This is a genomic window from Variovorax sp. 10N420, from assembly GCF_056394705.1.
Window position 1 is genome coordinate 549,355 of record NZ_JBFTIJ010000003.1, and the last position, 26,899, is coordinate 576,253.

Below are 26,899 nucleotides of genomic sequence, written 5' to 3' on the forward strand. Positions count from 1 at the left end.
TCAAAGTCGGCGGGGAGAGCTACTGCGAGCCGCAAGTCGGCTCTCATCTTCCTGGTCGAGGAAGGCACGGACCGCGGGCCCCGTGAGAAGCACGAGGTCGACGCCCTGCTTTGCCAATTGCGCCCGCACGTCGGCCGTATGGATCGCGCGCTTGATCGCATCGGCTAGCTCGTCGACGATCGCGCCGGACGTACCAGGGGGTGCGTAGATGCCGTCGACCTTTCCGCCGCTGTTCTTCAGCCACTCGATGTGATCCTGGAGGTCTGTCCTGGGCATGGACGAATTCACCGCCATGCCACATGGCAATAGGCTGACCAGCGCCACGGGCACGAAGTCCTCGCGCGGGTCGTGCTCGATCTTGTTGTAGAGGTGCGGCGCGATCGACATCGTCGTAGTGCCGGTCATCAGCAGCGTGTGTCCGTCCGGCGCTGAACGCCCCACTGCGGCGAGGGCGAGCGTGCCGCCCATGTCGGGTCTGCTGTCGATCATTACAGGCTGCCCTAGTTCGACTCCGAGCCTGCTGGCGAAGACCTTCGCGATGGTTTCGATGGCGCTGTTGCGCGATGAGCCGAGGACGATGCGGATGGGTCTTGTCGGGTAAGCCGAATCGGCGGGCTCACGGGCAAGAGCGGTCGGCTCGGTCGATGATGTGGCAGCAAGAGATAAGTGTCTGCGCAGTTGTTGCAAGGCGACTCCCTGGTGTCGTTGAAGGAAAGGCGAACGGCTCTCTCTGCAGCACAAACTGACTAGGCTCTGGCGAAGGTTCTGTTGCTATCGCTCACGGCTGCAGACGCCAAGTTATGCGAATTAGTGTTTATGCGAATTAGAGCATAGCGCGGAGATTCCCAAGGGTGAAAAAAAAGACCCTTGCCCAACGATTCGGAGAGTGTGTGCGCGACTTGCGCGAAGAAGCCGGCTTGAGCCAAGTCGAGTTCAGCGAGCGCTGCGGCTTCTATCAGACCTATCTGAGCCGCATCGAGAACGGACGCGCAAATCCAACCCTGAACGCGATGGAAGTCATCGCGAACGCATTCGAATTGACGGTGTTCGACCTGTTCGAGATGGTTCGTGGCTACTGATTGCTTTCAGTTCGGTTCGGTTCGGTTCGATCGGCTCAGCCTCTAGCACGAGCCCGGCGTCCCACGCTGCGATTCATCCCGCTAAGTCGGAGCAGCGCCTTCTTGATCCGCTTGGCTAAGAGTTGGCACTGTCCGACCTGTTCTGCTTGCCACTCGGCGTATGTCTTACCGGATCCCTCGACCACCCAATGGGTGCGACCGCTTGAGGTTCGCCCCGCCACGATCGCTGCAGCTGCGCTTGGGCTGGAGAAAGCGTAGCTCTTTGTGAACTCGTTGTGCCTACCGTCGGCCGTTGGAGCAAGCACGCCGGCCTTGACTAGCTCCTCGAATAGGCGCGTGTATGTGCCATCCACCCCCTCCCAATGAAGGAGTGAGCCTCAGAGGATCGTCGGGCGGGTTCACTGGCACTTTGTGGCAGCATGGAGCCGATGAATGATTTCGAGAATTTTCTTGGCGAACGCTGAGGTAAACCGCTTGGCCGTGCTCATCGATGCAGACAATGCGTCTGCATCGGTGGCCAAGGAACTTCTTGAGGAAGTTGCCAAGTACGGCACCGCGACGGTCAAGCGTGCATTTGGCGACTGGACCACCCAGAACCTTGTTGGCTGGAAAGCTCACCTTCATCGGCACGCCATCCAGCCTATCCAGCAGTTTGCCTATACGCAGGGCAAGAATTCGACGGACTCTGCGTTCATCATCGATGCGATGGACCTTCTGTACGCTGGCAACGTTGACGGCTTCTGCTTGGTCTCGAGCGACAGCGACTTCACCCGCCTCGCCACGCGACTCCGAGAGGCCGGGAAGATCGTGTATGGCCTGGGCGAGCGGAAGACCCCAGAGCCCTTCATCGCCGCATGCGACAAGTTCATTTTCTTCGAGGTCCTGAAGAGGCCCGTGGAAGCTGCGGCCCCAGTGCAGGTACCGGACGTTCCGGATCTCAGAGAATTGCTCACACATGCCATACGCGAGACGACCCGGGATAGCGGGTGGTCCCGACTATCGACAGTTGGTGGCCTCGTGAGCAAGACGCATACGTCATTCGATCCGAGAAACTACGGCTTCAAGAAGCTCAGCGAACTCGTCCGCGCGCAACCTTATCTTGACGTTCTGGAAGCGCCAGATAGCACAGGCTTTGTACACGTTGAAGTCCGTTTGCGATGAACCGACGGCTATCGGGCCTTGAGCCGGACCTTCTTATGCAGCAATTGCAAACGTTGACCGCGAGCCATCGCGCTCACTCTTACTGGCACGATGTTGTCGTTGGGTCCAGCGACCGGCGTCGGCCGGTATGGCCGCTTTACGGAACTCTGGCGCGTGCGGCCCACACTTGCATCAGTGTGCCAGCGCCACCCGGCCCTTTTCATCTGTGGTCGGCCAAAGCTTCAGTGGTTCAGCGAAGCTCTGCAGCAAGAAACAAATTCAGCTTCTGGGCGAGCGCGGGCAGATTGGAAACCTCACACTCCCAAACCATCAGAACCTCCCAACCAAGGGCATCTAGCGCTTTCAGGGCCTGGGCGTCGCGGCGCGTGTTAGCTTCCAGTTTGTCGATCCAGAACTGAGTATTTGATTTTGGTGTGTAGGCAAGTCTGCATCCGGGGTGCCGGTGCCAGAAGCAGCCATGCACAAAAATCACTCTTCGCATTCGCGGGAAAACAAGATCTGGAGAACCAGGCAGATCTTTCCGATGAAGTCGGAAACGAAATCCCATTCCATGAACCAGCTTCCGGACTACTCTTTCCGGCTTGGTGTTCTTTCCCTTGATGCCAGCCATCATCCGGGAACGCTTTTCGGGAGAGACGATATCCATCAGATCACCTTCGGATATGCGAATTCATATTAGACGCGATGCAGCTCCGGGGCATGCAGGGAATCCTGAACTCAATCGACACCGGCATCCGTTCCCTCCTCCGTAAATCCATCCGGTCCGCTTCTTGCCAGCCGCAGACCTCAGACCTGCCTGCGGCTTCATTACACTCTGTGACGAAGCAGCGCACCGCCCCGGTTGACGCATTGTCAATCTGGGCTGCGGCGCGCCGCATGAACAGGCCTGAGACGCCCCGTCCAAGTCGACCTGTGCAGGCAGCCCTGGCGCATGTTCCTTATGAGAGATACCGGATGTCCATCCAAAACGTTCTGCAGAAATCGCAGCCCAGCAAGACGTACGAAAAGCCCCGCGCACCGCGTGCCGACCGGCCCCTTTCCCCCGGTAAAGCATCGCCTGCGTGGAACTCTGACGATGAGCTGATCCGCAGCAAGCTGCAACGCATCCAGGCGGGCGGCGAGATCCGCTACATGGACATGTTTGCCGGATGCGGCGGAATTTCGCTTGGCTTCCTCACTGCAGGTTTCACGCCCGTAGCTTCCATCGAAAGCGATCCCTGGGCCGCACGCTCCCATGGCGCCAATTTCGGGCCGCGCTCCACAGGTGGCGATCGAGCTGCGCATCATGCAGCGCGTGATGCGGTCACAGAAACGGCAGATACCGTGTTTGCCGATCTTGAACTCGGGGGTGCGACAGACAACCAGATCGATGTACTGGTTGGAGGCCCGCCGTGTCAGGCCTTCGCACGTGTGGGGCGGGCCAAGCTCCGCGAGCAGGCCCGGCTACGCGAAGAGGTAACAGCAGACCATGCGTTCCTCGTCGACGGACGGGTGAGCCTGTGGGAACGGTACGTTGCATTCATCCGGGCGACGAAGCCGGTAGCGCTCCTGATGGAAAACGTGCCGGACATCCTCAATCACGGTGGCACAAACGTGGCCGAGTTGGTCTCGAAGAGCCTTGCCCAAGAGGGCTACGACGTTGCCTATACGCTGCTGAACTCCGTCTGGTACGGAGTTCCGCAAATGCGGGAGCGAATGATTCTTGTCGGCTTTCACCGATCGACCGGCATCAGGCCACGTTTTCCGGTGCCGACGCATCATCTGGTCTTGCCGTCCGGCTACACCAGTTCCAAGAACGCTGCGAGGCGCGTGCTGAAAGCCGAAGGCTCGGAGCACCACCGCTGGATTCCGGATCCAGCACCCGACGCTCCAGCCGCCACATCGGCCTCCGCGGCCCTTGCAGATCTGCCGCACCTGTACGCAGAAGAGATGCTGCGTACGGGGGCTATCCGGCGTGGAGCAAAGGACCCGTCGAAACCCGTCGACTACACGACGAAAAAGCCTGCGACAGCCTACTCGCGGCTGATGCGGGAGTGGCAGGGTTTTGCGACCCGGGCCACAACCGGTCATGTATTCCGGTACCTGCCGCGTGACTACAAAATCTTTGCCGAGATCGAGCCGGGTTGGGAGTACCCGCAGGTTCATGCCTATGTCGAGCAGAAGATTGCAACCTGGCTTTCAGGTCGGAAGCAGCGCGGCCTGCCGACCAGTCCCCGGGATCCGGATGTCAGGGACTTCATCACATCCTGGCGCATCCCCTACGATCCGTCCAAGTTCCCCAACAAGTGGTGGAAGCTCCGACCCGACGCTCCTGTGCGCACGCTGATGGCGCACCTTGGCAAGGATTCTTACTCCCACATCCACTTTGACGCCGATCAGGCACGCCCCATCACGGTTCGCGAGGCGGCCCGCCTGCAATCTTTCCCGGACGGCTTCGTTTTCAAGGGCTCGATGAATCCGGCCTTCAAGCAGATCGGCAACGCGGTACCTCCGCTCTTTGCGTATGCCATCGCGCGCGGCATCCGGGAGTCGCTGGGTGCCCCTGCAACACCGGACATGCGTGTGGCGCTGTTCGGCTTGACTCCATCGCAGATCAAGACCACCGAAGGAACAAAGTGAAGTTCACGATCCTCCGACTGCTGACTCATTCCGAACTCGGCATGTTTCACGAATACCGCCGTCAGGGGAAAGAACGCGCAAAACAGCGCGCAATCAACTTCGACTGGGATGTAGTCGACCGGGTTTTCCCTTCCGCGAAGGACTCGGACACCATCTCCATCCACTGCCGACGCCTGGAAGACGAGAACACAGTCATCGAAGTCGCATCGTGGCTCAAGCGTCAGCACAGGAACTGGAGATTCGAAGGCGATTGTCCGACCACCTCCTACTATGGCTTTGTCGATCCCGGCGTCCTGTTCGCAATGGTCGCCGACGCCTCGACTACCCCGGCAAAGGCATCATGGACCGTCATTCCCGCTGACCACCCTGCGGGCACCGCGATCCTCAGCCACGGGGAGAGTGCACGGCTCGGCAAGTCCGCAATGATCGCGTTGTACGGTGATGAAGGCGAGCACTGCCAAGCCGTGCTTGCAGAGCACTTCCCGCAGCTATTCAAGGAGGCAGAAACAGTGTCCGAGACGTCACAAACACAAGTCGTCAGCAGCAACAACTACGATGACGTCGCACCTGATCCGCTCGGCCTGTTCAAGATCCTGGCGCGCGCCGGCCACAGCCTCGCGAGCGCTGTTGCCGACTTGGTAGACAACAGCCTTTCGCATGGGGCACGGGAAATCTGCATCACCTTCCCGAGCCCGAACGAGGGCGGGCGGTGGATGTGTATCCGCGATGACGGTACCGGTATGACTTCCGCCGGTCTGCGCAATGCGATGAAGATCGGGCATCAGCGTGACTACGACGACGCCGACCTGGGCAAGTTCGGCTACGGACTTAAGGGTGCCGCATGGTCTCAGGCAGATCGCCTTACGGTGGTGTCGAAGGCAGCAGGAGACAAGGTCGGCACGCTTACGTGGGATAAAGATCACCTTGCGAAGACGCGACGCTGGGAGCTTCTGAGCGACCCGGTAGCGCCCGAGCATTCCTCTGCAGTCGAGATCGGGGAATCAGGCACCGCAGTGCTGCTCACGCTGATGCGCCCGGCGATGGAACCGACCCGAGGCCGGGGTGAGTCGCCATATGCGCAGGAGCTTGCAGCGATCAAGGGCCACCTCGAGCTAGTTTTCCACCGCTATCTCGAAGGCAAGGTGCAGGGGCGTGAAAAGGTCGTCATTCGGTTAAACAACGACACGTTGCGGCCCAACAATCCGATGGGTCATCCGCTCACGACGGAATTTGACGAGCGCCGTATCGAACTCCAGGGACTGACCCCGGACAAGGCGCCGGTTCTCTACGTTCGCGCGCATGTCACGCCGAACGAGGCCGAGTTCGAGGAATATATCAAGCCGCTGCGCCCTCTGGAGCAACGCGTTGAGCGGGAGCGCCTGAGCCTGAACGGTCGAGCCAACGATGCCCAGGGCTTCTACTTCTACCGCCTTGACCGGCTCATCAAGTGGGGCGGGTGGGAAGAGCTGTTTGCCAAGGACGAGCACACCAAGCTGCTTCGCGTCGCCGTCGACTTCGACCGGACCGCTGAAGAGCAGCTGCAGGTGGATATCAGCAAGCAGCTTGTCCGCCTGCCGTTTGCCGTCACCGAGCCGCTCAAGGAGCTTCTAAAGGCTCCTCGCGCCGCAGCTCGTGCCCGATATGACAAGAAGGAGAAACCCGCAGCCACGCCATCGAGCACTGTCGGCAAGAACCGCTCCTCCGGAACCTCGCCGACAGGTACGCCTTCAACCGGCGGCGTTATGCCTCCGGCGTCGACTCCAGGAGGGGTCCCCGTCAATGAAACGCCTGCAGTCGTTGCGCCCAAAAAGGAAAGGACATCGGTTCGCATTGTCAGCAGCGGGTCCACGCCATGGCAGCGCAAACTCGGATTCAAAGGCGAGGAAGTTGAAGTTACGCCGCTTGTGCCGACGCTGGTAGCGCTCGTGCAAATTCTCGACAAGGATGCCGACGCGAAGGCCGCGCTTTCCGAATTCCTTCGGGTGCTCGAGACGGCAGGGGTTCCCGACCTACTGGCGAAGGCCTGATGGCCGTCAAACTGCCGCAGCTCCATGCTCTGAAGCCCAGGCTTGCCCTCTGGACGGACGGGACCATCTGGAAAAACTGGTCCCGGCATGAAGCGTATCTCCGGTCCCTGCCCAAGTGGAAGCCTCACCAGATCGCGTCGGTCGCGGAAGAATCGCTTCGGATCATTTCGAAGACCACGCCGGTAGGTCGTCCGGAATTCAGGTGTCGCGGTTTGGTGGTCGGCTACGTCCAGTCCGGCAAGACGGCAAACTTCACTGCTGTTGCAGCACGTGCTGCCGATGTCGGGTACCGCCTGATCATTGTGCTTTCAGGCATCCACGACTCTCTTCGCAACCAAACCCAGCGGCGGCTGGATCAGGAGCTTGCCGGCGTTGGCGTCGACTGGATCACGTTGACCGACGAGACCAGCGACTTTCAGGTCCCGGCAGTCGCTGACGGATTTGCATCGACAGGCACTGTGCTAATCGTCGCAAAGAAGATCACGCCAATCCTTAACAGACTCAACCAGTGGTTCCGTCAACTGGAAGGTCGACTCGGAGAGGTACCGGTTCTCCTCATCGATGACGAGGCCGACCAGGCATCCATCAACACACGCGGAAATCGCCGCGATCCAAGTATCGACAAGGAGGCTGCCCCGGATGACGACACAGCTCCGTCGCTGACCAACGAACTGATCCGGGACATCCTGAGAAAGATCCCGCGGGCCACCTACATTGCCTACACGGCAACCCCGTTCGCGAATATCCTTATTGATCCCGACGCGAGCGACAGTCAGGTGGGCGAAGACCTTTTTCCCAAGGACTTTGTCGTTCAGCTCCCGCGTCCCGACGGCTATACCGGTACAGAGGAACTCTTCGGTACAAGCGCCCTGGGGCGCGATGTCCTGCGTCCGGTGGACCCGGCGGACGTAAAGGCACTGAAGCCGAAGCAGCGCAGGAAAAGTGAAGCCGTCGTTGCCAGAGGGCCGCTCGACCTGCCGCAGTCGCTTGCCGATGCCCTGCTGACGTTTGCGCTTGTCGGTGCAATCAGACTGCTGCGGGGTCAGTCAGGCAAGCCGCACACGATGCTTGTGCATGTATCCCAGCTTCAACAGGATCAGCGGCGTATCGGTGCAGCCATCAAGGAGCAGATCCGGAACTGGTTCCATCACGAGGAAGCCGAGCCCGGCGTGCTGAAACAGATGTTCCGGTCAACGTTGGCCGGACTGGGTACGGTCGAACTGCCTAGCACTGAGGAGACCGTTCTCGAGGAGGCCATCAACAACTTGGCTCGTCTGGATGTTGTGGTACTGAACAGCAAGACAGGCGAAGAACTCGAGTACGACGACAAGCCCGGACGGCAGCTCGTGGCCGTCGGCGGCAACCGCCTTTCGCGTGGTCTGACGCTCGAAGGCCTGACTGTCGCCTACTTTCTGCGCACCACTACTCTTGCTGATGCCCTGCTTCAGATGGCCCGCTGGTACGGGTTCCGCGCAGGGTATGACGACCTGATTCGCATCTGGACCACAGAAGGCATAGCACAGTGGTTCGTAGAGCTGGCTCTGGTGGAAGAGTCCTTGCGGGATTCGATCACGGCACTGAACAAGGCCGGCCGACGCCCTGACCAGATGGCCATCCGGATGCGCGCACATTCAAAGCTCCTGCTCACCAGCAAGAACAAGAGCAGGATGCAGACGGATGACGCTCGCTCCTGGTCCGGCGAAAACCCCCAGACCATTCTGTTTCCCTTGTACGACAGAGATTTGCTGGAGCGGAATCTGGATCTGGCCTCAGAGCTGCTGCGCCAGCATCCCCCGACCCAGGACGCACACGGCGGCGCAATCGCGCACGATGTGCCTGCCGAAGACATCGCGCTCTTTTTGCGTCGCTATGAAGGACATCCGAACAGCATTGCGTTTCAGGGATCCGAGATTGCCGACTGGATTCTGGAGCGTACGGAAGCCGGCGAGCTGGTGAACTGGACGGTTTTCGTAGCCAGTCCAAATCGTGAACGTCAAGTTCTCCTGGGAGGAAAGCCTTTCGGCCTTGTGCGTCGCTCGTTGCAGGCCAACGAGTCGATCGGCATTCTTATCGATCCGCGTCATGAGGGTGTCGACCTGCACGGGGGACCCGGAAACTATCGGGCGGCCGCCGGGTTCAGCGCGAAGTCCATGCGTGAGGATCGCCCTGCTCAACAGGGTCTGCTGCTGCTTTACCCCCTCGATCCGGAACCGCTACGCTCGCCGACACAGGCCGTACTCGGTGTCGCTCTGTCACTGCCTCGGACCACTGACGGCGAACAGCGTGTCGTCGTAAACCGGGGACTTCGTAGTGACTGAAATCACGCAGCAGCGATGGGCCAGACTGCGTGAAGAGCGCCCTCCTCACGAGACCATTTACGAACAGGCTGACGACGATTGCGACACCAGACTCATCGGTGTTTCTGAAGACGGTCGGCTGCACCTTCTGCTGGCCATCGACTTGGCCCCGCCAAGCCTGCCTCCGGACCTGCAGAGCATCCAGGTTCGTATCCTGGAGGGCGAACAGATCTGGATCGACATCTCAGCCCGCAGTCATCATGAAGAGTTGCTCACGCTGATCGCCAACAAGGTCCTTCATGGGATTCGCACTGAAGGGCGCGATCCGGCCGTATCGGTCGAGCGGACCATCGATGACATACGCGCAGCGCTGCGCACGCTCGTTCCTGAGCTGGGCACGAGTGAACAGATCGGTCTTTTCGGTGAACTATGGGTGCTTTCCAACGTCCTTTTCCCGACACTCGGCGCGCGGGCTTGTCACCTGTGGAGTGGTCCCGAAAGCGAACGCCACGACTTCGTGGGACAGAGTGTTCACGTGGAGGTGAAAACCACGACGAAGTCAGAGCCGAGGCATGAAATCTCTCGCCTCGATCAGCTTCGAGTCCCCGCCGGCAAGCGCCTCCTCTTCATCAGCGTCCTGCTTGAGAGAAGTCTGGGTGGTGATGAAACGCTCGCAGACCGCATAGATGAAATTCGTGAGAAGCTGGGAAGCGATGGGCATGCGCTCGACGTCTTTGATTCGCGGCTGTCCCAGCTCGGCTGGCATGAAGGACTCAGGCAGACCGGCGCCCTCCTGAGATTCACCTTCCGCTATGTCCATGTGTTCGAGGTGGCCGGATCATTTCCGCGGCTCCCCGATGACTACGTACCACCGTTGGGCGTCACTGGCATCAAGTACAGCATCAATGTGGGAAGCCTGCCCTCCCTCGAAGTTATGGAAGTCCGGCAGATTCTTGAGAGGGTCTGACGCACGACCCCACTGGCACCGCCAGGAATTTTCCATGATCGTGCGCGCCGTGCCCCGGAGCCGGTGGGCGGTCATCACGTCCTTGGCATACCCCATTCCGCGCAGCGCGGCATTGACCGTGTTCTCGCTCATCGGGCGCTCCCCGGTGCGCATGCTCGGAAACACATATCGCCCGTGACCCGTGGCGGGGTGCAGGTCGCGCAGAAGGTCAACCGCTTGGGTCGACAGCGGAACGATGTGATCAATCCACATCTTCATCTTTGCGCCCGGGATGCGCCACTCGGCTGCGTAGAGGTCAATCTCCGCCCATTTCGGCCGTACGCAGTTCACCGGGGCGCACGAACACGAGCACAGACAGCTTCAGTGCAGTAAGGGAATACATGTGCCCGCGCAATAGCGGCGTAGTGGGTCGGCTCGATGGTCGCTAGCGCGCCACGAAGATCCGCCGTCACATCTCGCTCTACTAGGCCAGTCGCAACGGCGTAGCGAAAAACTTGTGAGCAAATCTGCACGAGGCCGTGGGCGCTTTCATGGGATGCCCCGCGCCTCCATGCGTCGACTGTGTCTCCAAGTGCCATGCCTCGCCTTCCACGCTGTAAGTACCTCAAAATCCAAGCGGTAGCCGGTACTTACGAAAGAACCGACGGTACCGTTCGTAGCAGTACTGTCCGAGGCGACGTGAGACGAAGAAAAACCCGCTGTACCTGGGAAGTACGCGGGTTTTGAGACGGTGTGAGACGCTGTGAGTTTGTAACTTGGTCCCGCCGCCAGGAATCGAACCTGGATCTCAGCCTTCGGAGGGCCGAATTCTATCCGTTGAAATACAGCGAGATGGGTGTCTCCTGAGCGTGTCAGGAGCCTCGTATTATCGCCTATCAGCCAGCGCTCGCCAACGGCCGCACAAAGCCCAGGCCTGAAAGATAGACACGGAAGGTTCGCCGCCCCGTGGACACGAGATCGAAGGCCTCCGGGTCCAGCAGCCAGTCCTGGATGAGTCCGCTGATCAGCGCATGCAGCCCCTGCGCCGCCGCCGCCGCGGGGATCGGCATCCGGATGCGGGCGCGCCGGGCGCCGCCGAGCAATGCCTTCTCAAAATCAACCACGCAGGCGTTGCGTGCTTCCAGGTGCCGCTGGTGCACCGATTCCATGTCGTGCGTGTATTCGACCTTGTGCGTGGCCACCTCGAACACGCGCCGCACCTGGGGGTCGGAGGTCATTTGCTTCAGGGCCTCGACCATCATGCTTTCGACATCGTCAACGGGGTCGGCGTCGGGGCCGCCGGCCACCTTCTGCGCGGCAGCCTCCAGCGGCAGCGTGATGCGATCCATCATCGCGTTGAAGAGATCGGCCTTGTCCTTGAAGTGCCAGTAGATCGCGCCGCGCGTGGCGCCGGCGTGTTGGGCAATCTGCTGCAGCGACGTCTGCGATACGCCCTGCGCCTGAAAGAGCACTTCGGCCGCATCGAGCAAGCGATGCCTGGTCTCCTGTGCCTCTTCCTTGGTACGACGAGCCACCTTGTCCCCTTTTTATAGAATCTGCTGCGCTGCGCAAGCCGTCACTATACATGCATGAATGTATGTAAACTACGGCACTTTCCCGATGGCCGACTTCGCCGTGTTGCCTTTGGCAGCCGCGCGGACATGCGCTGTCCCCGTCCTCGTTTCAAAGGAATCGCATGCCCGTCCTGCATGTCTCGCGCCTCTCGTTGTTTTCGCCGCGCAACGCGGCCATTGCAGCCGCCGCCGCAGCGCTTTTTGCGCTGACCGCCTGCGGCAAGAGCGAAGCCCCGGCCGGCCATGCCGGCGGCGCGGCGCCACCACCGCCTGAAGTCGGCGTGGTGGTTGCCACACCCACCAACGTCGGCCTGATCACGGAACTTCCGGGACGGCTCGAGGCCTCGCGGGTGTCGCAAGTTCGCGCACGCGCGGCGGGCATCCTGCAAGAGCGCCTCTTCAAGGAGGGCACCGACGTCAAGGCGGGCCAGTTGCTGTTCCGCATCGATCCGGCCCCTTATGCCGCTGCCTCGCGCAGTGCCGAGGCGAGCCTCGCGCGCGCCGAAGCGAACGCAGCGCAGGCCAAGGCGCTGGCCGAGCGCTACAAGCCGCTGGTCGCCGCCAATGCCGTCAGCAAGCAGGAATACGACAACGCGGTCGCCGCGCAGAAGACGGCCGAAGCGGACGTGGGCGTGAGCCGCGCCGCGGTCACGACCGCCAAGATCAATCTCGGCTACGCCGCCGTGACTGCGCCGATCTCCGGCCGCATCGGGCGTGCGCTAGTGACCGAAGGCGCCCTCGTCGGCCAGGGCGATGCCACCGAGCTGGCGGTGATCCAGCAGATCAATCCGGTCTACGTGAACTTCACGCAGTCGGCGACGGACGTTCTCCGGCTGCGCCGCGCGATGGAAGCTGGCCAGTTCAAGCGCGCCAGTGGCCCGAACGCCGCCAGCGTGCGCGTGGTGCTCGAGGACGGCAGCGAATACCCCCTGCCCGGCAGGCTGCTGTTTTCTGACCTGACGGTCGACGCCACCACCGGCCAGGTCACGCTGCGGGCCGAAGTTCCGAATCCCAACGGCACGTTGCTTCCGGGTCTGTATGTGCGCGTGCGCCTGGAGCAGGCTCAGGCTGCCAATGCGATCACGGTGCCGCAACAGGCCGTTACGCGCACGCAGCAGGGCGACACGCTGACGGTGGTCGAACCTGACGGCAAGCTCACCAAGCGCACCGTCAAGATCAGCGCGGCGCAGAACAACCAATGGGTGGTGCTCGAAGGCCTGAAGGCCGGCGAGCAGGTGATGGTCGACGGCTTCCAGAAGCTGCAGATGATGCCGCCGGGCACGCCCGTGAAGGCGGTGCCATGGAAGGCCCCCGCGCCGGCAGCTCCTGCTGCCGCGGCAGAAGTTCCGGCTCCCGCCGCGAAGCAGTAAGGAGCTCGCCCGCATGGCCAAGTTCTTTATTGATCGTCCCATCTTCGCGTGGGTGATCGCGCTGTTCCTCATCGTGATGGGCGGCGTGGCAATCACGCAGCTGCCGATCTCGCAATACCCGCCGGTGGCACCGCCTGCCATCGTGATCAACACGGCTTATCCCGGTGCGTCGGCGCAGACGCTCGAAGACAGTGTGCTGTCGGTGATCGAGCGCGAAATGAACGGCTCGCCCGGTCTCATCTATATGGAGTCGGTCGCCCAGGCCGATGGCACGGGCACGATCACGATCACTTTCGAGACGGGCACCGACCCCGACCTCGCGCAGGTGGACGTGCAAAACCGCCTCTCGCGCGCCACGCCACGCCTGCCGGCGGCCGTGACGCAGCAGGGTGTGCGGGTGGACAAGTCGCGCAACAACTTCCTGTTGTTCACGATCCTGTCTTCGGACAACCCCGATTTCGACCCGATCGCGCTGGGCGATTACGCATCGCGCAACGTGGTGCCTGAGCTGCAACGCGTCGCCGGTATCGGCCAGGCGCAGTTGTTCGGTACCGAGCGTTCGATGCGTGTGTGGATCGACCCGGCCAAGCTGCAGGGCTTCAACCTGTCGCCCGGGGACGTGAATGCAGCCATCAAGGCGCAGAACGCGCAAGTCTCCTCCGGCATCATCGGCGACCTGCCGAACGTGCCCGGCCAAGCCATTGCCGCGACGGTGGTGGTCAATGGGCAGCTCACGTCGGTCGAGCAATTCGGCGACATCGTTCTTCGTGCCAACACCAACGGCTCGACGGTTCGGCTGAAAGACGTCGCTCGCATCGAGCTCGGCGGCCAGGCTTATTCGACGTCCGCTCGCCTGAACGGCCAGCCCGCGGTCGGTATCGGCGTCCAATTGGCGCCGAGCGGCAACGCGCTGGCTTCGGCAAAGGCGATTCGCGCCAAGATGACCGAACTCTCGCGCTTCTTCCCGCCGGGCGTGAAGTGGGTGATTCCGTACGACAGCTCGCGCTTCGTGAGCATCTCGATCCGCGAAGTGGTCAAGACGCTGTTCGAGGCTGTGGCGCTGGTGTTCGTGGTGATGTTCCTGTTCCTGCAGAACTGGCGCTACACGATCATCCCGACGATCGTGGTGCCGATCGCCCTGCTCGGTACGTTCGCGGTGTTGTTCGCGCTGGGCTTCTCGATCAACGTGCTGACGATGTTCGGCATGGTGCTGGTGATCGGTATCGTGGTGGACGATGCGATCGTGGTGGTCGAAAACGTCGAGCGCATCATGAGCGAGGAAGGACTGTCGCCGCTCGAAGCCACACGCAAGGCGATGCGCCAGATCTCCGGCGCGATCATCGGCGTGACGGTGGTGCTGATCTCGGTGTTCGTGCCGCTGGCATTCTTCGCCGGCTCGACCGGCAACATCTATCGCCAGTTCTCGGCGGTGATGGTGGCGTCGATCGGCTTCTCAGCTTTCATGGCGCTGTCGCTGACGCCGGCGCTGTGCGCAACGCTGCTCAAGCCCGTCGAAGCTGGTCATCATCACGAGAAGACGGGCTTTTTCGGGTGGTTCAATCGCGGCTTCTCGCGCACGGCCAAGGGCTACGAAAGCTTCGTGTCGCGCATTCTGCGGCGCGCCGCGCGTTATCTCCTGATCTACGTCGCGATCATTGCGGCGGTGGTGCTGGTGTATCGGCAGTTGCCCACGTCCTTTCTTCCGCAGGAAGACCAGGGCAACATCATCGTGAACGTGCAGTTGCCTCCGGGCGCCACGCAGGAGCGCATGCTGTCGGTCATTCAGGATGTCGAGGGCTACATCCTCAAGCAACCCGAAGTCGAGAGCATGGTCGGGGTGCTGGGTTTCAGCTTCTCGGGCCAGGGCCAGAATGCCGGTCTCGCCTTCGTGACGCTCAAGGACTGGGACCAGCGCAAGGACCCGGCCCATTCCGCTGATGCGCTGGCAGGTCGCGCGTTCGGCGCGCTCTCCGGCATTCGCGACGCGTTCATCTACCCGCTGAGCCCGCCGCCCATTCCCGAACTGGGCAATGCCAGCGGCTTCACGTTCCGACTTCAGGACCGTGGAGGCCTGGGCCACGAAGCGCTCGTCAACGCGCGCAACCAGATCCTGGGTGCGGCGAGCCAGAGCAAGCTGCTGACACAGGTGCGTCCCGAGGGCCTCGAAGATGCGCCGCAGTTGCAGATCGACATCGACCGCGACAAGGCGAATGCATTGGGCGTGACTTTCGATGCGATCAACACCACGCTATCGACAGCGCTCGGTTCCGCCTACGTGAACGACTTCCCCAATCAGGGCCGTCTGCAGCGTGTGGTGGTGCAGGCCGACGCGCCGGCGCGGATGCAGCCGGAAGATCTGCTCAAGCTCAACGCGAGCAATAGCCAAGGCATGCCTGTGCCGCTCTCGACGTTTGCGACCACCCGCTGGATCACCGGTCCGCAGCAGACGGTGCGCTACAACGGCTATCCGGCGATCCGCATCTCGGGTTCAGCGGCACCGGGCTACAGCTCGGGCGCTGCGATGGCGGAGATGGAGAGGATCGCTGCCCAACTGCCGGCCGGCTTCGGCTACGAGTGGACCGGGCAATCGCGCGAAGAAAAGCTCGCCGGCTCGCAGGCCATCATCCTGTATGGCTTCGCGATCCTGGCGGTGTTCCTGTGCCTGGCCGCGCTGTATGAAAGCTGGACGATTCCGCTGTCGGTGATCATGGTGGTGCCGCTGGGCGTGCTCGGCGTGCTGCTCGCGACGCTGATCCGCTCCTACTCCAACGACGTGTACTTCCAGGTCGGGCTGATCACGATCATCGGCCTGTCCGCGAAGAACGCGATTCTGATCATTGAATTCGCCAAGGACCTGCAGGCGCAGGGCAAGGGCGTGATCGAGTCCGCATTGGCCGCCGCCCACCTGCGGTTCCGGCCGATCATCATGACGTCGCTGGCCTTCGGCCTCGGCGTGCTGCCGCTGGTGCTCGCCAACGGCGCCGGCTCCGCAAGTCAGCGTGCCATCGGCACCGGCGTGCTCGGCGGCATGCTGACCGGGACCACGCTTGCCGTGATCTTCGTGCCGGTGTTCTTCGTGGTCGTGCGCACGCTCTTCAAGGGCAGCGATCGCCAACACGAAATGGACAAGCGACATGCGCAGGCTGCGGGTATCGAGGAAGACCATGACAAAGAGTAAGTACACCCCCAGGCTCGCGCACTTCGTGTCGCTCTCCACCCCCTTGCAGGGGGCAACACCTGCGGCCCGGCGGAGCCGGTTCCGCGGTGTTTCACGCGGGGGGCTTGCCGCTGGGGCGGCGGCCGTGGCGGTTCTTCTGAGCGGGTGCTCGTTGATTCCTACTTATGAGCGGCCTGCGGCGCCTGTGCCTGCGGTGTTTCCGAACACGCAGGCGGCCGAGGCGCAGCAACCGCTGGCATCGACGATCGCCTGGCAGGACTACTTCACCGATCCGCGGCTTGTGAAGCTGATCGAGATGGCGCTGGCCAACAACAAGGATCTGCGCGTGGCGGTGCTCAATATCGAGCAGGCGCGTGCGCAGTTCCAGATTCAGCGATCGGCGCTGTTTCCGGCTCTCAATGCGTCCGGCAGCGAGAACCGTCAGCGGCCTTCTCTGGTGGGCCCTGGCGTGTCGACCGTCTACCAAGTCGGCGTCGGGATCACGTCGTGGGAACTCGATTTCTTCGGGCGCATTTCCAGCCTGAAGGATGCGGCGCTGGCGCAATATCTCAGCACCGAGGAATCGCGCAAGGCGGTGCAAATCAGCCTTGTCGCCGCCGTCGCCAACGGCTGGTTGGCGGTGCTGGGCGATGACGAGGTGCTCGAGATCACGCGCCAGACGATGGTGACGCGCGACGAGTCGCTCAAGCTCACGAAGATGCGTTTCGACAATGGCGTGTCTTCAGAGATCGACTATCGCTTTGCCGAATCGCAAGCCGAGACCGCGCGCGCAACCTACGCACAGCAGCAACGCCTGCGCATGCAGGATGAGAATGCGCTGGCGCAATTGCTTGGCGCGCCGATGCCGCCCGATGCCACCACGGGAAGCAGCAAGGGGCTCCAGGCGCTCGCGCCGATGCAGGACCTGCCCGCCGGGCTGCCATCGGACCTGCTGATCGAACGGCCCGACATTCGCGCGGCCGAACAGCAGTTGATTTCGGCCAACGCGAACATCGGCTCAGCCCGCGCCAACTTCTTCCCGCGCGTCACACTGACGTCGTCGATCGGCACCGCCAGCACCGAGTTCTCGGGGCTCTTCGGCAGTGGGTCGAAGGCATGGACTTTCGCACCGCAGATCACGTTGCCGATCTTCGACGCGGGCCAAAACCGAGCGACGCTCGAATCGGCACGCGTGAGCCGCGACATTGCCGTAGCGCAGTACGAAAAGACCATCGAGACGGCCTTCCGGGAAGTCGCCGATGCGCTAGCGGGCCGTGCAACCTTCGATGAAGAACTGCGCGCCCTGCTCGCTCAGTCCAACGCCGAGGAGATCCGCTTCAAACTCTCGGACCTGCGCTACCGAAACGGTGTGGCAAGCGGCCTGGACCTGCTGGACGCACAACGCTCGCTCTACACGTCCCAACTCGCAACAGCTCAAACGCGTCAACGAAGGCTACAAAACCAGGTAACACTCTTCAAAGCCCTCGGCGGCGGCTGGAGCACAAAGTAAGCCAACGATCAAGGGCGGCGCAAAGCGCCCGCCCCTTCGCGGGCTGCCGCGGATCCGGCTTCGCCGGTCCGCCGGCAGCGCCCCCTGCAAGGGGGTGGGCGGCTACACGAAGTGAGCCAACCTGGGGGTCTCTCTATAATCCCGCGGTTGATTTCGAAAAGCCCCCCGAAGAGCCCCCGATACTGAGGACCCAATGAGCGACGACCCGCACTACCAGGCCACAGAAGAAGCCCACACAGGCCCGATCAAGAATCCCAAGCAACTCCTGCTCGCGGTATTTTTCTCCTTCGTTGCTCCCATCCTGATCATTGCGGGCCTCGTCTCGTACGTGGTCTCCGGAACCCATCCTTCGGGTTCCGCCGTGGGCGAAAACATGTCGCTGTACGGCGTCTCAAAAGACATACGCGATCGCGAAATCGCCGAGCGCCTGAAGAAGGTCGGCTCGATCGAGATCCGCGATGCCAATCGTCCCCTCGCTGCCGGCGAAGCGGTGTTCAAGGCGCAGTGCGTGGCCTGTCACGGCAGCCCGGGCATTCCCGCCGCGCCGCACCTGGGCGATGCCGCCGCCTGGGGGCCCCGCATCGGCCAAGGCTACGCGACGCTGCTGGAGCATGCGCTCAAGGGCAAGGGCATGATGCCTCCGCAAGGCGGTGGCGATTTCGAGGACCTGGAAGTGGGTCGCGCAGTGGTCTACATGGCGAACGCCGGCGGTGCCACGTTCCCCGTGCCGGATCGACCTGCTGCTGCGGCGGCTCCGGCCGATGGCGCTGCACCGGCGGGCGATGCTGCACCGGCGGCTACCGCAGCGCCGGCAGCAGCCGCTGCCGAAGCAAAGCCAGAGACCAAGCCCGCCGAAACGAAGCAGTAGTCTTCGGTCAGTCACCCAACGCAAAACAGCCCGCATTCGTGGGCTTTTTTGTTGCTTCCTGCCAGCGAGTGGTCAGTCCGACGCGGATGATCTGGCCAGTTGCCGCGCAGCCGGGCTCACGACGAACCCAAATTGGCCGGGCAAGTCTCCTGCCCGTACCTCCTGCGGCGCCCACCGTCCCTGATCGATGGCATCCGATGCTGTGCCGACGTCCTGCGTATGAACCAGCCCAAGCCCGATGGGCGAGGCCAGGTACAGCTTTCCCGCTTCATCCAGAAGACAAGCAGAAGGTTCGATCGCCACGCCCGTATGCGAGCGGACGGAGAAATCCTCGCCGATACGCCAGACCCACGGTGCGGTTTCCAGTTCAACATACACGCGCTGCGGCCCATTCTGGAAGAACCACTGCCCGAGATCGTCGTGTTCGTAGTTGCGCTGGATGAAGTCGATCAGCTTCTCGTGGCGCAGCATCGACCCTTTGGCGAGCGCGAACGCTCCGGCGGCTTGCGTTCGATCGTCTCGCAGGTACCAGTTGCCGCGTGCATCGAGGCCCAGCCATCCATAACAGTGCGGCACGTTGGGCCACTTGGCGAGCGCCTGCTTGACGATGTCATCCATAGGGCCGATTTTGCGCCTGTCATGGCCAATCAGCGCTGACCCAACCATTCGACGACGCGCTCAGGCATTTCGCGCACATGACCGGGCGGCATTCCACCCGGAAAGCCGACGTGCCCGCCATGGGCGGGCTGCCAAAGCGTCACGTGGCGACCGACTTCCCCTTGACGCGGAAGGCTATAGGCCGGCACAAAAGGATCGTTGGCAGCGTTCACGACCAGCGCCGGAATCCGGATGGCATGCAGATGCGGCTTGGCCGAGCCGCGCTTCCAATAATCATCCGTGTCACGGAAGCCGTGCAGCGGCGCGGTGAAAACATTGTCGAAGTCGTACAGGGTCCGGGCGGCGGCGAGCTTTTCACGATCGAACAAGCCCGGATGCTGCGCCAGCTTGGCGAGCGCCTTCGGCTTCATGGTCGACAAGAACATGCGCGTGTAGACAAGCTTGTTGAACCCGCGCCCGATGGCGGCTCCCCCTGCGGCCAGATCGAGCGGCGCCGAAATGGACGCGACCGCGCGCGCGGATTTCGACGCCTCGCTGCCCGCCTCCTCGGCCCAGCGCATCAAGGCATTGCCGCCGAGGGACACACCCGCCGCCCTGACGACCTCGCGGCGCTCGCGCAGCCGCGCGAGGATCCAGCCGATTTCCTCGAAATCGCCCGAATGGTAGGCACGCGGCGCCAGGTTGAGTTCGCCACTGCAGCCGCGAAAGTGGGGCACGGCATAGTCCCAGCCGCGCTCCATCGCGAAGGCAGCGAACGCTTCGGCATAGTGGCTGCGCGACGAACCCTCCAGACCGTGAAACAGCACGAGCAAGGGCTTCTGAGCTTCACTTCGCCCGCCAAGCGGGGCGTCCAGAAAATCGACGTCGATGAAGTCGCCGTCGGGAGTGCCCCAGCGCTCACGCCGGTAGTCGGGCAACGGCGTCATCACACGGCGCCCGTACAACGCGGCCCAAATGGTTTGCAAGTTGCCGCCCGGCAACCAACGCGGCGCAACGTACTGCATCAGTGAATGGTCTGCGGAGCTTCGCCGGAATCGCCAGGATCCTGCACGCTGCCCGGGCTGGCATGGTGCGCGACCATGCGCCAGCCTTGCGCGGTCTTGTGATAGACGTTGGTCGCCAGTACGAAGGCGTGACGGGGGCCCTCGGCAGTCAGCACTTCGATGCGCTCGAGCACGTTGTGTACCGCGCTCGCGAGCGATTCGACCTTGCGCACGCGTGCCGGCGTCGCACGAATGGCACCGTTGCCGAACATATGCTCGAACGCGGCGCGGATGGCATCGGGGCCGACCAGCCTCGGTCCGCCAGGATGCACGCAGAAGATTTCGTCCTCGTCGGCCCAGCAGTTCATCAGCGCGTCGACGTCGCCGCGCTGCAATGCCTCGTAGAAAGCCGCTTCGACTTCGTCGGCGGTGCCGCCGACAGTGGCGGCGCGGAGTTTGGTCTTCGTGGACATGGATGATGAAGCTGGAGCGCCGATTTTGCCTTGGCCGAAGCCTTCATGGACGCCCACACAGCCAGCTCTCCGCCACCACGCGAACATCAGCCTGGGCCGCCTGCCACACCAGTTCAGGCGCCGCGACGTGTACCCCCGGCGGCGCAATCCGCAATGCGACGTCGACGAGTTCAGCCACCTTGGACGCGCGCACCGGCTGTTCGCTCGTGGGCACCATGAAGCGCGCGATCGACAGCATCCAGTTCGCGAGCCGTTCGGCCGGATGAATGAAACGCACCTGCGCGGGCTTCTGCGCGGAGCGCACGAGGATGACGCGGTCGAAGCCCTGCGCCACCACCGCCTGTTCGTCGAGGCTCGCCAGTCCCCGCTTGAGCGCTTCCGGCAAGCGCCCCTGCGCGTGCGGCTGCACGACGGCGAGGGTGTGGACACCGCTGGCGCGAAGCCACCGGGCGAGCGCCGGCAATTGGGCGGGCTCGGGCGTCCAGAGCGCGCGCTCGCGGTCGTAATAAAGCCGCGGCGGCTCGAACAGGACCAATGCCGTGTCGGCCCTGACCGGCGGCCATTCGGCAAGGGGTGCGTTCGGCACCAGAACGGTTTCGACGCTGCGCAGTCCGTCGCGGATGGGTTCGCGCACCAGCACCTGCGTGTGATCGAACCGATGCCGTCCCGCCAGGCGCCGGACCAGTTCCTGGCCGAGCGCGCCGGTGGCGCCGCAGATCAGCAAGGTGCCAGTGGATTCAGCCGCGGCATGGCTGGACGCGGGCCCGCGATGGGCCGCCTGCAGCGCTTGGAATGGATCGACAGCCATTGCATCTATGCTACCTTTGCCGACTTCACAACAAGGGGCTTGGTGATGGTGAAACGCTGGCTTTTGATCATCCTCGCTGCGTTCTCGCTGGCGGGTTGCGGCTACAACGACTTTCAGCGGCTCGACGAGGCCAGCAAGTCGGCCTGGAGCGAAGTGCTCAATCAATATCAGCGCCGCGCCGACCTGGTGCCGAACATCGTGGCCACGGTCAAGGGCGAAGCCAACTTCGAGCAGGAGACGCTCACCAAGGTGATCGAGGCCCGCGCCAAGGCGACGTCAATCCAGGTCACGCCCGAGACGCTGAACAACCCCGAGGCCTTCAACAGGTTCCAGCAGGCGCAAGGCGAACTGTCGAGCGCGTTGTCGCGGTTGATGGCGGTGTCGGAGCAGTACCCCAACCTCAAAGCCAACCAGGCATTTCGCGACTTGCGCGTGACGCTCGAAGGCACCGAGAACCGCATCACAGTGGCGCGCAACCGCTACATCCAGACGGTCCAGGAATACAACGTGCTGGCACGCAGCTTTCCGACGAACCTGACGGCCAAGATCTTCAGCTACGAGCCCAAGGCCAACTTCACGGTGCAGAACGAGGCGCAGATCTCGACGCCACCCACGGTGGACTTCAGCGCGCCGAAGAAGTAGGCCCAGGCCTTTGCCATGACGGCTGCCCGAATCCTGCGCGCCCTGGCGGTCCTTGTGCTGTGGGCCGTCTTCGGCGCCCATGCACAGGGGTTGCTGCCGGTGCCGCGGCTCGACGCACGCGTCATCGACCAGACCGGCACGCTGACGGACGCGCAGCGCACCGCGCTCGAAGCCAAGCTGCAGGCCTTCGAACAGCAGAAGGGCTCGCAAATCGTGATGCTGATGGTGCCGACCACGCAGCCTGAAGACATCGCAAGCTATGCCAACCGCGTGGGCAATGCATGGAAGATCGGGCGCAAGGAGGTTGGCGACGGCATTCTCGTGATCGTCGCAAAGAACGACCGCAAGATGCGCATCGAAGTCGCGAAAGCACTCGAAGGCGCGGTGCCCGACCTTGCCGCCGCGCGCATCATCGATGACGCGATGAAGCCGCGCTTCCGTGAGAACGATTTCGCGGGTGGCCTCGACGCGGCGGCGGACCAACTCATCGCTCGCGTCAAGGGCGAGCCGTTGCCGGAAGTCGATGCGCGCAGCGGCGACTTCGGCGATGGCCGCAGCAACAACAGCGGATTCAACTGGCAAGACCTCGCTGTGTTTCTCTTCGTCGGCGTGATGGTGGCCGGGCCGATCGCGCGTCGGATTTTCGGAAAGATCCCCGGCTCGCTCGCGATGGGCGGACTGACAGGTGCGCTGGTGATGCTGCTGACGTCGAGCATCGTGATCGCAGTGCTGGCTGGCTTGGGCGCCCTGCTCTTCACGCTGCTGTCGCTGGCTTTTGGATCGGGCATGGGCCGCCGAGGCGGGGGCTTTGGTGGGGGCGGTTTCGGCGGCGGCGGATTTGGCGGCGGTGGTTTCGGCGGCGGAGGCTCCGGCGGAGGCTTCAGCTCCGGAGGCGGCGGCAACTTCGGGGGCGGCGGCGCCTCGGGCGATTGGTGACCATGGCTTCAATCACGTCCCGTCTTGCGCGGCTCTGGCGCCACCGTTGGGTGGACGAGGCCGAGGTGCGCCGGGCACTGCCGCCCGATGTACTCGAAAGGCTTGAACGCCGCGTCGGCGCGAGCGAACGCCGGCACAGCGGTGAGATCCGAATCTGCGTCGAAGCCGGCTTGCCGATGTCCTATCTATGGCGCGACGCGAATCCCCGCGAGCGCGCCATCACGCTTTTCGGCAAGCTGCGCGTGTGGGACACCGAGCACAACAACGGCGTGCTGATCTACCTTCTGCTGGCCGAGCACGCGATCGAGATCGTGGCCGATCGCGGCATCGATTCGCGCGTGAGCGATGAGGACTGGGCGGCCATGGCGCAGCGGATGGGCGCAGCCTTTCGTGAAGGAAGATTCGAGGATGGGCTGACGCAGGCGCTCGAAGAAATGTCCGCGCTGCTGGTCGAGCACTTTCCGCTGGCGGAAGGCGGAGCCGATCGCAATGAGCTCCCCAATGCGCTGGTGATTCTCTGAAGCGTTCCGACCTGGGCGGGCCTCAGAAGCCTTGAGCGTCGAGAAGCCTTCGATTGACTGCGTGCACTGCATCCAGTTCGGCCTGCAAAGCGCGCGTCACTTGCGACAGGGTGCGCAGACGCCGATTGCTTTCACGCAGACGATCCGCGAGCCCCTTCGACAGCGCCAATGCGAGGCGCGATGCCGCCGCAGGTTGGGTCTTGATGAGGCCCATGAAGGCCTCCCGCGACAAGACCCCAAGCTTCACGTCCGTGAGTGCCGTGCACGTGGCCGAACGCGGACCGCCATCGATCACGCCCATTTCGCCGATGAGGCTGCCTGGCCCGATGACGGAAATCACCACCTCATCGCCCGGGACGCCGGCACTGGTGGCGCGAACCTGTCCTTCGAGCACGAGCACCATATAGTTGTTGTCCTGCGTGTCCCCCTCTTCGAACAAAAGGGTGTCGGCCACGAGATGCACCGGGCGCATCACATCCAGCACGAGCCGCGCCTCGTCGGGCGTCATGTCCATCATGGGCGCGGCCTGCGTCAGCATGTAGACGGCCTGCTCGCGCAGATCGGCGGCGGGATAAGAATCGCGAGGATTGTCCATGCCTCATTGTCCGACAGCCGCACGCCCGGCCGTCAAGAAGGCAGCAAGGCTTCCAGCGTCTGAAGGGTGTCGGCTTCTTCGACCGGCTTGTCCTGGCGCCAACGCAGCATCCGCGGAAAGCGCACTGCGATGCCGCTCTTGTGTCGGCCGCTCCGCGCGATGCCCTCGAACCCGAGCTCGAAGACAAGCGTTGGCTCCACACTCCGAACAGGGCCGAAGGTTTCGATCGTGGTCTTGCGGATCACCGCATCGACACGTGCCATTTCGGCATCGGTCAAACCTGAATAGGCCTTGGCGAAGGGCACGAGCTTGCGGTCGGGGTTCTCGGGCGCACTGTCCCAGACGGCGAAGGTGTAGTCGCTATAGAGGCTCGCACGGCGCCCATGGCCGCGCTGAGCGTACACAAGCACCGCATCGACCGAGAGCGGATCGATCTTCCATTTCCACCACACCCCCACGTCCTTGGTGCGCCCGACCCCATAGTGCGCGTCACGTTGCTTGAGCATCAAGCCCTCGACGCCCATCGAACGCGCAGCTTCGCGCTGGCGTACAAGATCGAGCCAGCCGTCGCCGTGCAGCATCGGGCTGGCGATCAGCGAGGGATGTTGCGCTGCAGTGAGCACTTCATCGAGGCGCGCACGACGTTCCTGCTGGGGCGTGCTGCGGAGATCGCGTCCTTCCCATTCGAGCAAGTCGTAGGCAAGCAGCACGACAGGAATCTCGCGCAGGAGCTTCGGCGTGAGCGTCTTGCGCCCGATGCGCTTTTGCAGTTCGGCGAAAGGTTGCACGCGGTCATCCCGCCACACGACGATTTCGCCATCGATCACCGTTCCGTCGGGCAGCGTTTCGCCCATCACTGCGAGTTCCGGGAATCGGTCCGTCACCAGTTCCTCGCCGCGCGACCACAGCCACACGCGCCCGGCGCGCTTGACCAACTGCGCGCGGATGCCGTCCCACTTCCATTCGATGAGCCATCCGGAAGGGTCCCCGAGAACTGGGTCGAATTGCTCGAGCGGAATATTGAATGGATGCGCCAGGAAGAACGGATAAGGCTGTCCGCTGGTTTGCTGGTCGACCTCGCCCGTGCTCTCGGGCGCAATCAGTGCGGCGTAGTCGGCGGCGGTGGGCTTGCCGCTGATGTGGGTGTAGCCCATCAGCCTTTGCGCGACGCGCTTGGCATCGAGCGCGCCGACTGCGGCGAGCGCCTGCGTGACCTGCAGACGCGACACACCGACCCGGAATGCGCCCGTGATCAACTTGAAATAGACCAGCCTTTCCTCCGGCGCCAACTGCCGCCATTGCCAACGCAACGCTTCCGTCAACGCTTCCGGCGGCTTGTTGCGCAGCGGCAAGAGGTGCTGTTCGACCCAGTCCGCCAATCCGAGCTCGTGCGCATCCGTGGGCGGCGGCAGCAGCAGCGCGATGGTTTCCGCGAGGTCGCCGACAGCTTCATAGCTTTCATCGAAGAGCCATTCGGGCAGCCCCGCGGCTTCTTGCGCGAGCAGTCTCAGCAACTTGTTCGGCACCAGCTGGCGCGGCTTTCCGCCAGCCAGAAAGTAAACGGCCCAAGCGGCGTCCTTCGCCGGGACGAGCCGCAGGTACCGCTGAAGGGCCGCCTGCTTCGCGAGACTGGAAGTCGTCGCATCCAGCTCGCGATAGAGGGCAGCGAATGCCTTCATGGCGCTGCGGCCGGCGTGTCGGTCGGCTCCAGATCTTCGTCCCCGTATTCTGTTTTGAAGCCCTGTGCATCGAGTCCCAATTCACAGAGCCATCGCACCATGACTTCCACGCTGCCGTGCGTGACGATGACGCGCTCCGCACCGGTTCCGGCGATGGCTGACTGCAGGCCATTCCAGTCGGCGTGATCGGACATCACGAAGCCGCGATCCACCCCGCGGCGCCGTCGTGTGCCGCGCAGCTGCATCCATCCGCTGGCGAATGCGTCGGCGTAGTTGCCGAAGCGGCGCATCCACGTCGAACCGTGCGCCGACGGCGGCGCAAGCACAAGCGCGCGCTTGAGCAGAGCCGCATCGACGCCGGCATCCGTCACACGCAAGGTCGCCGGCAACGCGACACCCGCGGCGCGATAGACGTCGTTCAATGCCGCGACTGCGCCGTGAACCACGATCGGCCCGATGGTCGGATCCACACCATGCAAGATGCGCTGCGCCTTGCCGAAGGCGTAGCACAGCAGCACCGATGCCCTCCCCTGCTCCGCGTTGGCGCGCCACCAGTCGTTCATCTCGGCGAACAACTGCGCCTGCAAAGGCCAGCGATAGATCGGCAGGCCGAAGGTCGATTCGGTGATGAAAGTGTCGCAAGGCACCGGCTCGAACGGCGTGCAGGTGCCATCGGCTTCGGTCTTGTAGTCGCCCGACGCGACCCACACGCGCCCCTCATGTTCGAGTCGCACCTGTGCGGAACCCAGCACGTGACCCGCCGGATGAAGCGAGATTCGAACGCCGTTGTGTTCGATCGCCTCTCCATACGGCAAGGTCTGCAAAGTGATGTCGCCAAGCCGCACACGCAGCGTACCGGCGCTGTCGGTGTGCGCCAGATAGTGGCCGTGGCCGACGCGGGCGTGGTCAGAGTGCGCGTGCGTGATGACTGCGCGTCCGACCGGCCGCCATGGGTCGATGTAAAAATCGCCCGGCGGGCAATAAAGTCCTTCGGGGCGGGCAATGACGAGGTCGCGCGACACCCCGTCAGCTTAAG

The 26,899-nt window shown here is 63.0% G+C and carries 25 protein-coding genes, 1 tRNA gene and 1 pseudogene; 13 read left to right on the forward strand and 14 right to left on the reverse strand.

Going from position 1 to position 26,899, the window contains the following annotated elements:
• Window positions 1–741: a Bug family tripartite tricarboxylate transporter substrate binding protein gene (locus tag AC1DEK_RS10670; RefSeq protein ID WP_478125189.1), complete on the reverse strand. Its 741-nt coding sequence runs from the start codon at window positions 739–741 to the stop codon at window positions 1–3.
• A 110-nt stretch (window positions 742–851) separates the two neighbouring features.
• Between AC1DEK_RS10670 and AC1DEK_RS10675 the strand changes: the two genes are divergently transcribed.
• Complete coding sequence (locus AC1DEK_RS10675; protein ID WP_478125190.1) at window positions 852–1,079, forward strand: helix-turn-helix domain-containing protein; 228 nt, start codon at window positions 852–854, stop codon at window positions 1,077–1,079.
• Between the two features lie 35 nt (window positions 1,080–1,114).
• On the opposite strand, the gene AC1DEK_RS10680 is transcribed toward AC1DEK_RS10675, so the two are convergent.
• On the reverse strand, window positions 1,115–1,432 hold the full coding sequence (locus tag AC1DEK_RS10680) for a DUF4357 domain-containing protein (RefSeq protein WP_478125191.1): 318 nt from the start codon (window positions 1,430–1,432) through the stop codon (window positions 1,115–1,117).
• A 79-nt stretch (window positions 1,433–1,511) separates the two neighbouring features.
• Here AC1DEK_RS10680 and AC1DEK_RS10685 point away from each other — a divergent pair, with 79 nt between their 5' ends.
• Window positions 1,512–2,240 carry an NYN domain-containing protein gene (locus tag AC1DEK_RS10685; protein ID WP_478125192.1) on the forward strand — a complete coding sequence of 243 codons (729 nt, stop codon included), beginning with the start codon at window positions 1,512–1,514 and terminating at the stop codon, window positions 2,238–2,240.
• Between the two features lie 229 nt (window positions 2,241–2,469).
• Here AC1DEK_RS10685 and AC1DEK_RS10690 read toward each other — a convergent pair whose 3' ends face one another.
• Window positions 2,470–2,886: a very short patch repair endonuclease gene (locus tag AC1DEK_RS10690; RefSeq protein ID WP_478125193.1), complete on the reverse strand. Its 417-nt coding sequence runs from the start codon at window positions 2,884–2,886 to the stop codon at window positions 2,470–2,472.
• A 308-nt stretch (window positions 2,887–3,194) separates the two neighbouring features.
• On the opposite strand from AC1DEK_RS10690, the gene AC1DEK_RS10695 reads away from it, so the two are divergent.
• Genes AC1DEK_RS10695 through AC1DEK_RS10710 form a run of 4 tightly spaced genes read left to right on the forward strand, consistent with a single transcriptional unit; the run spans window position 3,195 to window position 10,150 of the window.
• A complete protein-coding gene (locus tag AC1DEK_RS10695; protein ID WP_478125194.1) occupies window positions 3,195–4,859 on the forward strand; it encodes a DNA cytosine methyltransferase in 1,665 nt (554 codons plus the stop codon).
• Complete coding sequence (locus AC1DEK_RS10700) at window positions 4,856–6,886, forward strand: ATP-binding protein (RefSeq protein WP_478125195.1); 2,031 nt, start codon at window positions 4,856–4,858, stop codon at window positions 6,884–6,886. The genes AC1DEK_RS10695 and AC1DEK_RS10700 overlap by 4 nt, the downstream gene beginning before the upstream one ends.
• On the forward strand, window positions 6,886–9,204 hold the full coding sequence (locus tag AC1DEK_RS10705; protein ID WP_478125196.1) for a Z1 domain-containing protein: 2,319 nt from the start codon (window positions 6,886–6,888) through the stop codon (window positions 9,202–9,204). Before AC1DEK_RS10700 ends, AC1DEK_RS10705 begins: the two co-directional genes overlap by 1 nt.
• Window positions 9,197–10,150, forward strand: coding sequence for a PD-(D/E)XK motif protein (locus AC1DEK_RS10710; RefSeq protein ID WP_478125197.1), 954 nt, complete (start codon window positions 9,197–9,199; stop codon window positions 10,148–10,150). The genes AC1DEK_RS10705 and AC1DEK_RS10710 overlap by 8 nt, the downstream gene beginning before the upstream one ends.
• Window positions 10,151–10,237: 87 nt before the next feature.
• On the opposite strand, the pseudogene AC1DEK_RS10715 reads toward AC1DEK_RS10710, so the two are convergent.
• From AC1DEK_RS10715 to AC1DEK_RS10730, 4 genes and pseudogenes are all read right to left on the reverse strand, one after another.
• Window positions 10,238–10,480: pseudogene (locus AC1DEK_RS10715) on the reverse strand (tyrosine-type recombinase/integrase); the annotation flags it as partial.
• Window positions 10,477–10,728, reverse strand: a complete 252-nt coding sequence (locus tag AC1DEK_RS10720) for a phage integrase central domain-containing protein (protein WP_478125198.1) — start codon at window positions 10,726–10,728, stop codon at window positions 10,477–10,479. The gene AC1DEK_RS10720 and the pseudogene AC1DEK_RS10715, both read right to left, overlap by 4 nt.
• 178 nt (window positions 10,729–10,906) lie before the next feature.
• Window positions 10,907–10,981, reverse strand: a tRNA-Arg gene (locus tag AC1DEK_RS10725).
• 44 nt (window positions 10,982–11,025) lie between these two features.
• Window positions 11,026–11,664, reverse strand: a complete 639-nt coding sequence (locus tag AC1DEK_RS10730) for a TetR family transcriptional regulator (protein WP_478125199.1) — start codon at window positions 11,662–11,664, stop codon at window positions 11,026–11,028.
• 161 nt (window positions 11,665–11,825) lie between these two features.
• Between AC1DEK_RS10730 and AC1DEK_RS10735 the strand changes: the two genes are divergently transcribed.
• From AC1DEK_RS10735 to AC1DEK_RS10750, 4 genes are all read left to right on the forward strand, one after another.
• The gene (locus AC1DEK_RS10735) at window positions 11,826–13,073 is read left to right on the forward strand and encodes an efflux RND transporter periplasmic adaptor subunit (RefSeq protein ID WP_478125200.1); all 1,248 of its coding nucleotides are present in this window, start codon (window positions 11,826–11,828) and stop codon (window positions 13,071–13,073) included.
• A gap of 13 nt (window positions 13,074–13,086) precedes the next feature.
• Entirely contained in the window at window positions 13,087–16,251 is a 3,165-nt protein-coding gene (locus AC1DEK_RS10740) for an efflux RND transporter permease subunit (protein WP_478125201.1), read from the forward strand.
• Entirely contained in the window at window positions 16,238–17,740 is a 1,503-nt protein-coding gene (locus AC1DEK_RS10745; RefSeq protein WP_478125202.1) for an efflux transporter outer membrane subunit, read from the forward strand. Before AC1DEK_RS10740 ends, AC1DEK_RS10745 begins: the two co-directional genes overlap by 14 nt.
• A gap of 193 nt (window positions 17,741–17,933) precedes the next feature.
• Window positions 17,934–18,608 carry a c-type cytochrome gene (locus tag AC1DEK_RS10750; protein WP_478125203.1) on the forward strand — a complete coding sequence of 225 codons (675 nt, stop codon included), beginning with the start codon at window positions 17,934–17,936 and terminating at the stop codon, window positions 18,606–18,608.
• Between the two features lie 72 nt (window positions 18,609–18,680).
• On the opposite strand, the gene AC1DEK_RS10755 is transcribed toward AC1DEK_RS10750, so the two are convergent.
• From AC1DEK_RS10755 to AC1DEK_RS10770, 4 genes are read right to left on the reverse strand one after another with little or no spacing between them, the layout of a single operon-like run.
• The gene (locus tag AC1DEK_RS10755) at window positions 18,681–19,226 is read right to left on the reverse strand and encodes a DUF2946 family protein (RefSeq protein ID WP_478125204.1); all 546 of its coding nucleotides are present in this window, start codon (window positions 19,224–19,226) and stop codon (window positions 18,681–18,683) included.
• A 29-nt stretch (window positions 19,227–19,255) separates the two neighbouring features.
• Window positions 19,256–20,230, reverse strand: coding sequence for a YheT family hydrolase (locus tag AC1DEK_RS10760; protein WP_478125205.1), 975 nt, complete (start codon window positions 20,228–20,230; stop codon window positions 19,256–19,258).
• A complete protein-coding gene (locus AC1DEK_RS10765; protein WP_478125206.1) occupies window positions 20,230–20,682 on the reverse strand; it encodes a YybH family protein in 453 nt (150 codons plus the stop codon). Before AC1DEK_RS10765 ends, AC1DEK_RS10760 begins: the two co-directional genes overlap by 1 nt.
• 43 nt (window positions 20,683–20,725) lie before the next feature.
• Window positions 20,726–21,490 (reverse strand): Rossmann-fold NAD(P)-binding domain-containing protein, encoded by a 765-nt coding sequence (locus AC1DEK_RS10770; RefSeq protein ID WP_478125207.1) that lies wholly within the window; start codon window positions 21,488–21,490, stop codon window positions 20,726–20,728.
• 45 nt (window positions 21,491–21,535) lie between these two features.
• Here AC1DEK_RS10770 and AC1DEK_RS10775 point away from each other — a divergent pair, with 45 nt between their 5' ends.
• The 3 genes from AC1DEK_RS10775 to AC1DEK_RS10785 are packed head-to-tail and all read left to right on the forward strand — an operon-like array spanning window position 21,536 to window position 23,589.
• Window positions 21,536–22,132: a LemA family protein gene (locus AC1DEK_RS10775; RefSeq protein ID WP_478125208.1), complete on the forward strand. Its 597-nt coding sequence runs from the start codon at window positions 21,536–21,538 to the stop codon at window positions 22,130–22,132.
• A gap of 15 nt (window positions 22,133–22,147) precedes the next feature.
• Window positions 22,148–23,068 carry a TPM domain-containing protein gene (locus tag AC1DEK_RS10780; RefSeq protein ID WP_478125209.1) on the forward strand — a complete coding sequence of 307 codons (921 nt, stop codon included), beginning with the start codon at window positions 22,148–22,150 and terminating at the stop codon, window positions 23,066–23,068.
• A gap of 2 nt (window positions 23,069–23,070) precedes the next feature.
• Window positions 23,071–23,589, forward strand: coding sequence for a TPM domain-containing protein (locus AC1DEK_RS10785; protein ID WP_478125210.1), 519 nt, complete (start codon window positions 23,071–23,073; stop codon window positions 23,587–23,589).
• A gap of 22 nt (window positions 23,590–23,611) precedes the next feature.
• Here AC1DEK_RS10785 and AC1DEK_RS10790 read toward each other — a convergent pair whose 3' ends face one another.
• The 3 genes from AC1DEK_RS10790 to AC1DEK_RS10800 are packed head-to-tail and all read right to left on the reverse strand — an operon-like array spanning window position 23,612 to window position 26,885.
• The gene (locus AC1DEK_RS10790) at window positions 23,612–24,184 is read right to left on the reverse strand and encodes a Crp/Fnr family transcriptional regulator (protein ID WP_478125211.1); all 573 of its coding nucleotides are present in this window, start codon (window positions 24,182–24,184) and stop codon (window positions 23,612–23,614) included.
• A gap of 32 nt (window positions 24,185–24,216) precedes the next feature.
• On the reverse strand, window positions 24,217–25,863 hold the full coding sequence (locus AC1DEK_RS10795; protein ID WP_478125212.1) for an ATP-dependent DNA ligase: 1,647 nt from the start codon (window positions 25,861–25,863) through the stop codon (window positions 24,217–24,219).
• Window positions 25,860–26,885 carry a ligase-associated DNA damage response exonuclease gene (locus AC1DEK_RS10800; protein ID WP_478125213.1) on the reverse strand — a complete coding sequence of 342 codons (1,026 nt, stop codon included), beginning with the start codon at window positions 26,883–26,885 and terminating at the stop codon, window positions 25,860–25,862. Before AC1DEK_RS10800 ends, AC1DEK_RS10795 begins: the two co-directional genes overlap by 4 nt.
• Window positions 26,886–26,899 lie beyond the last annotated feature (14 nt).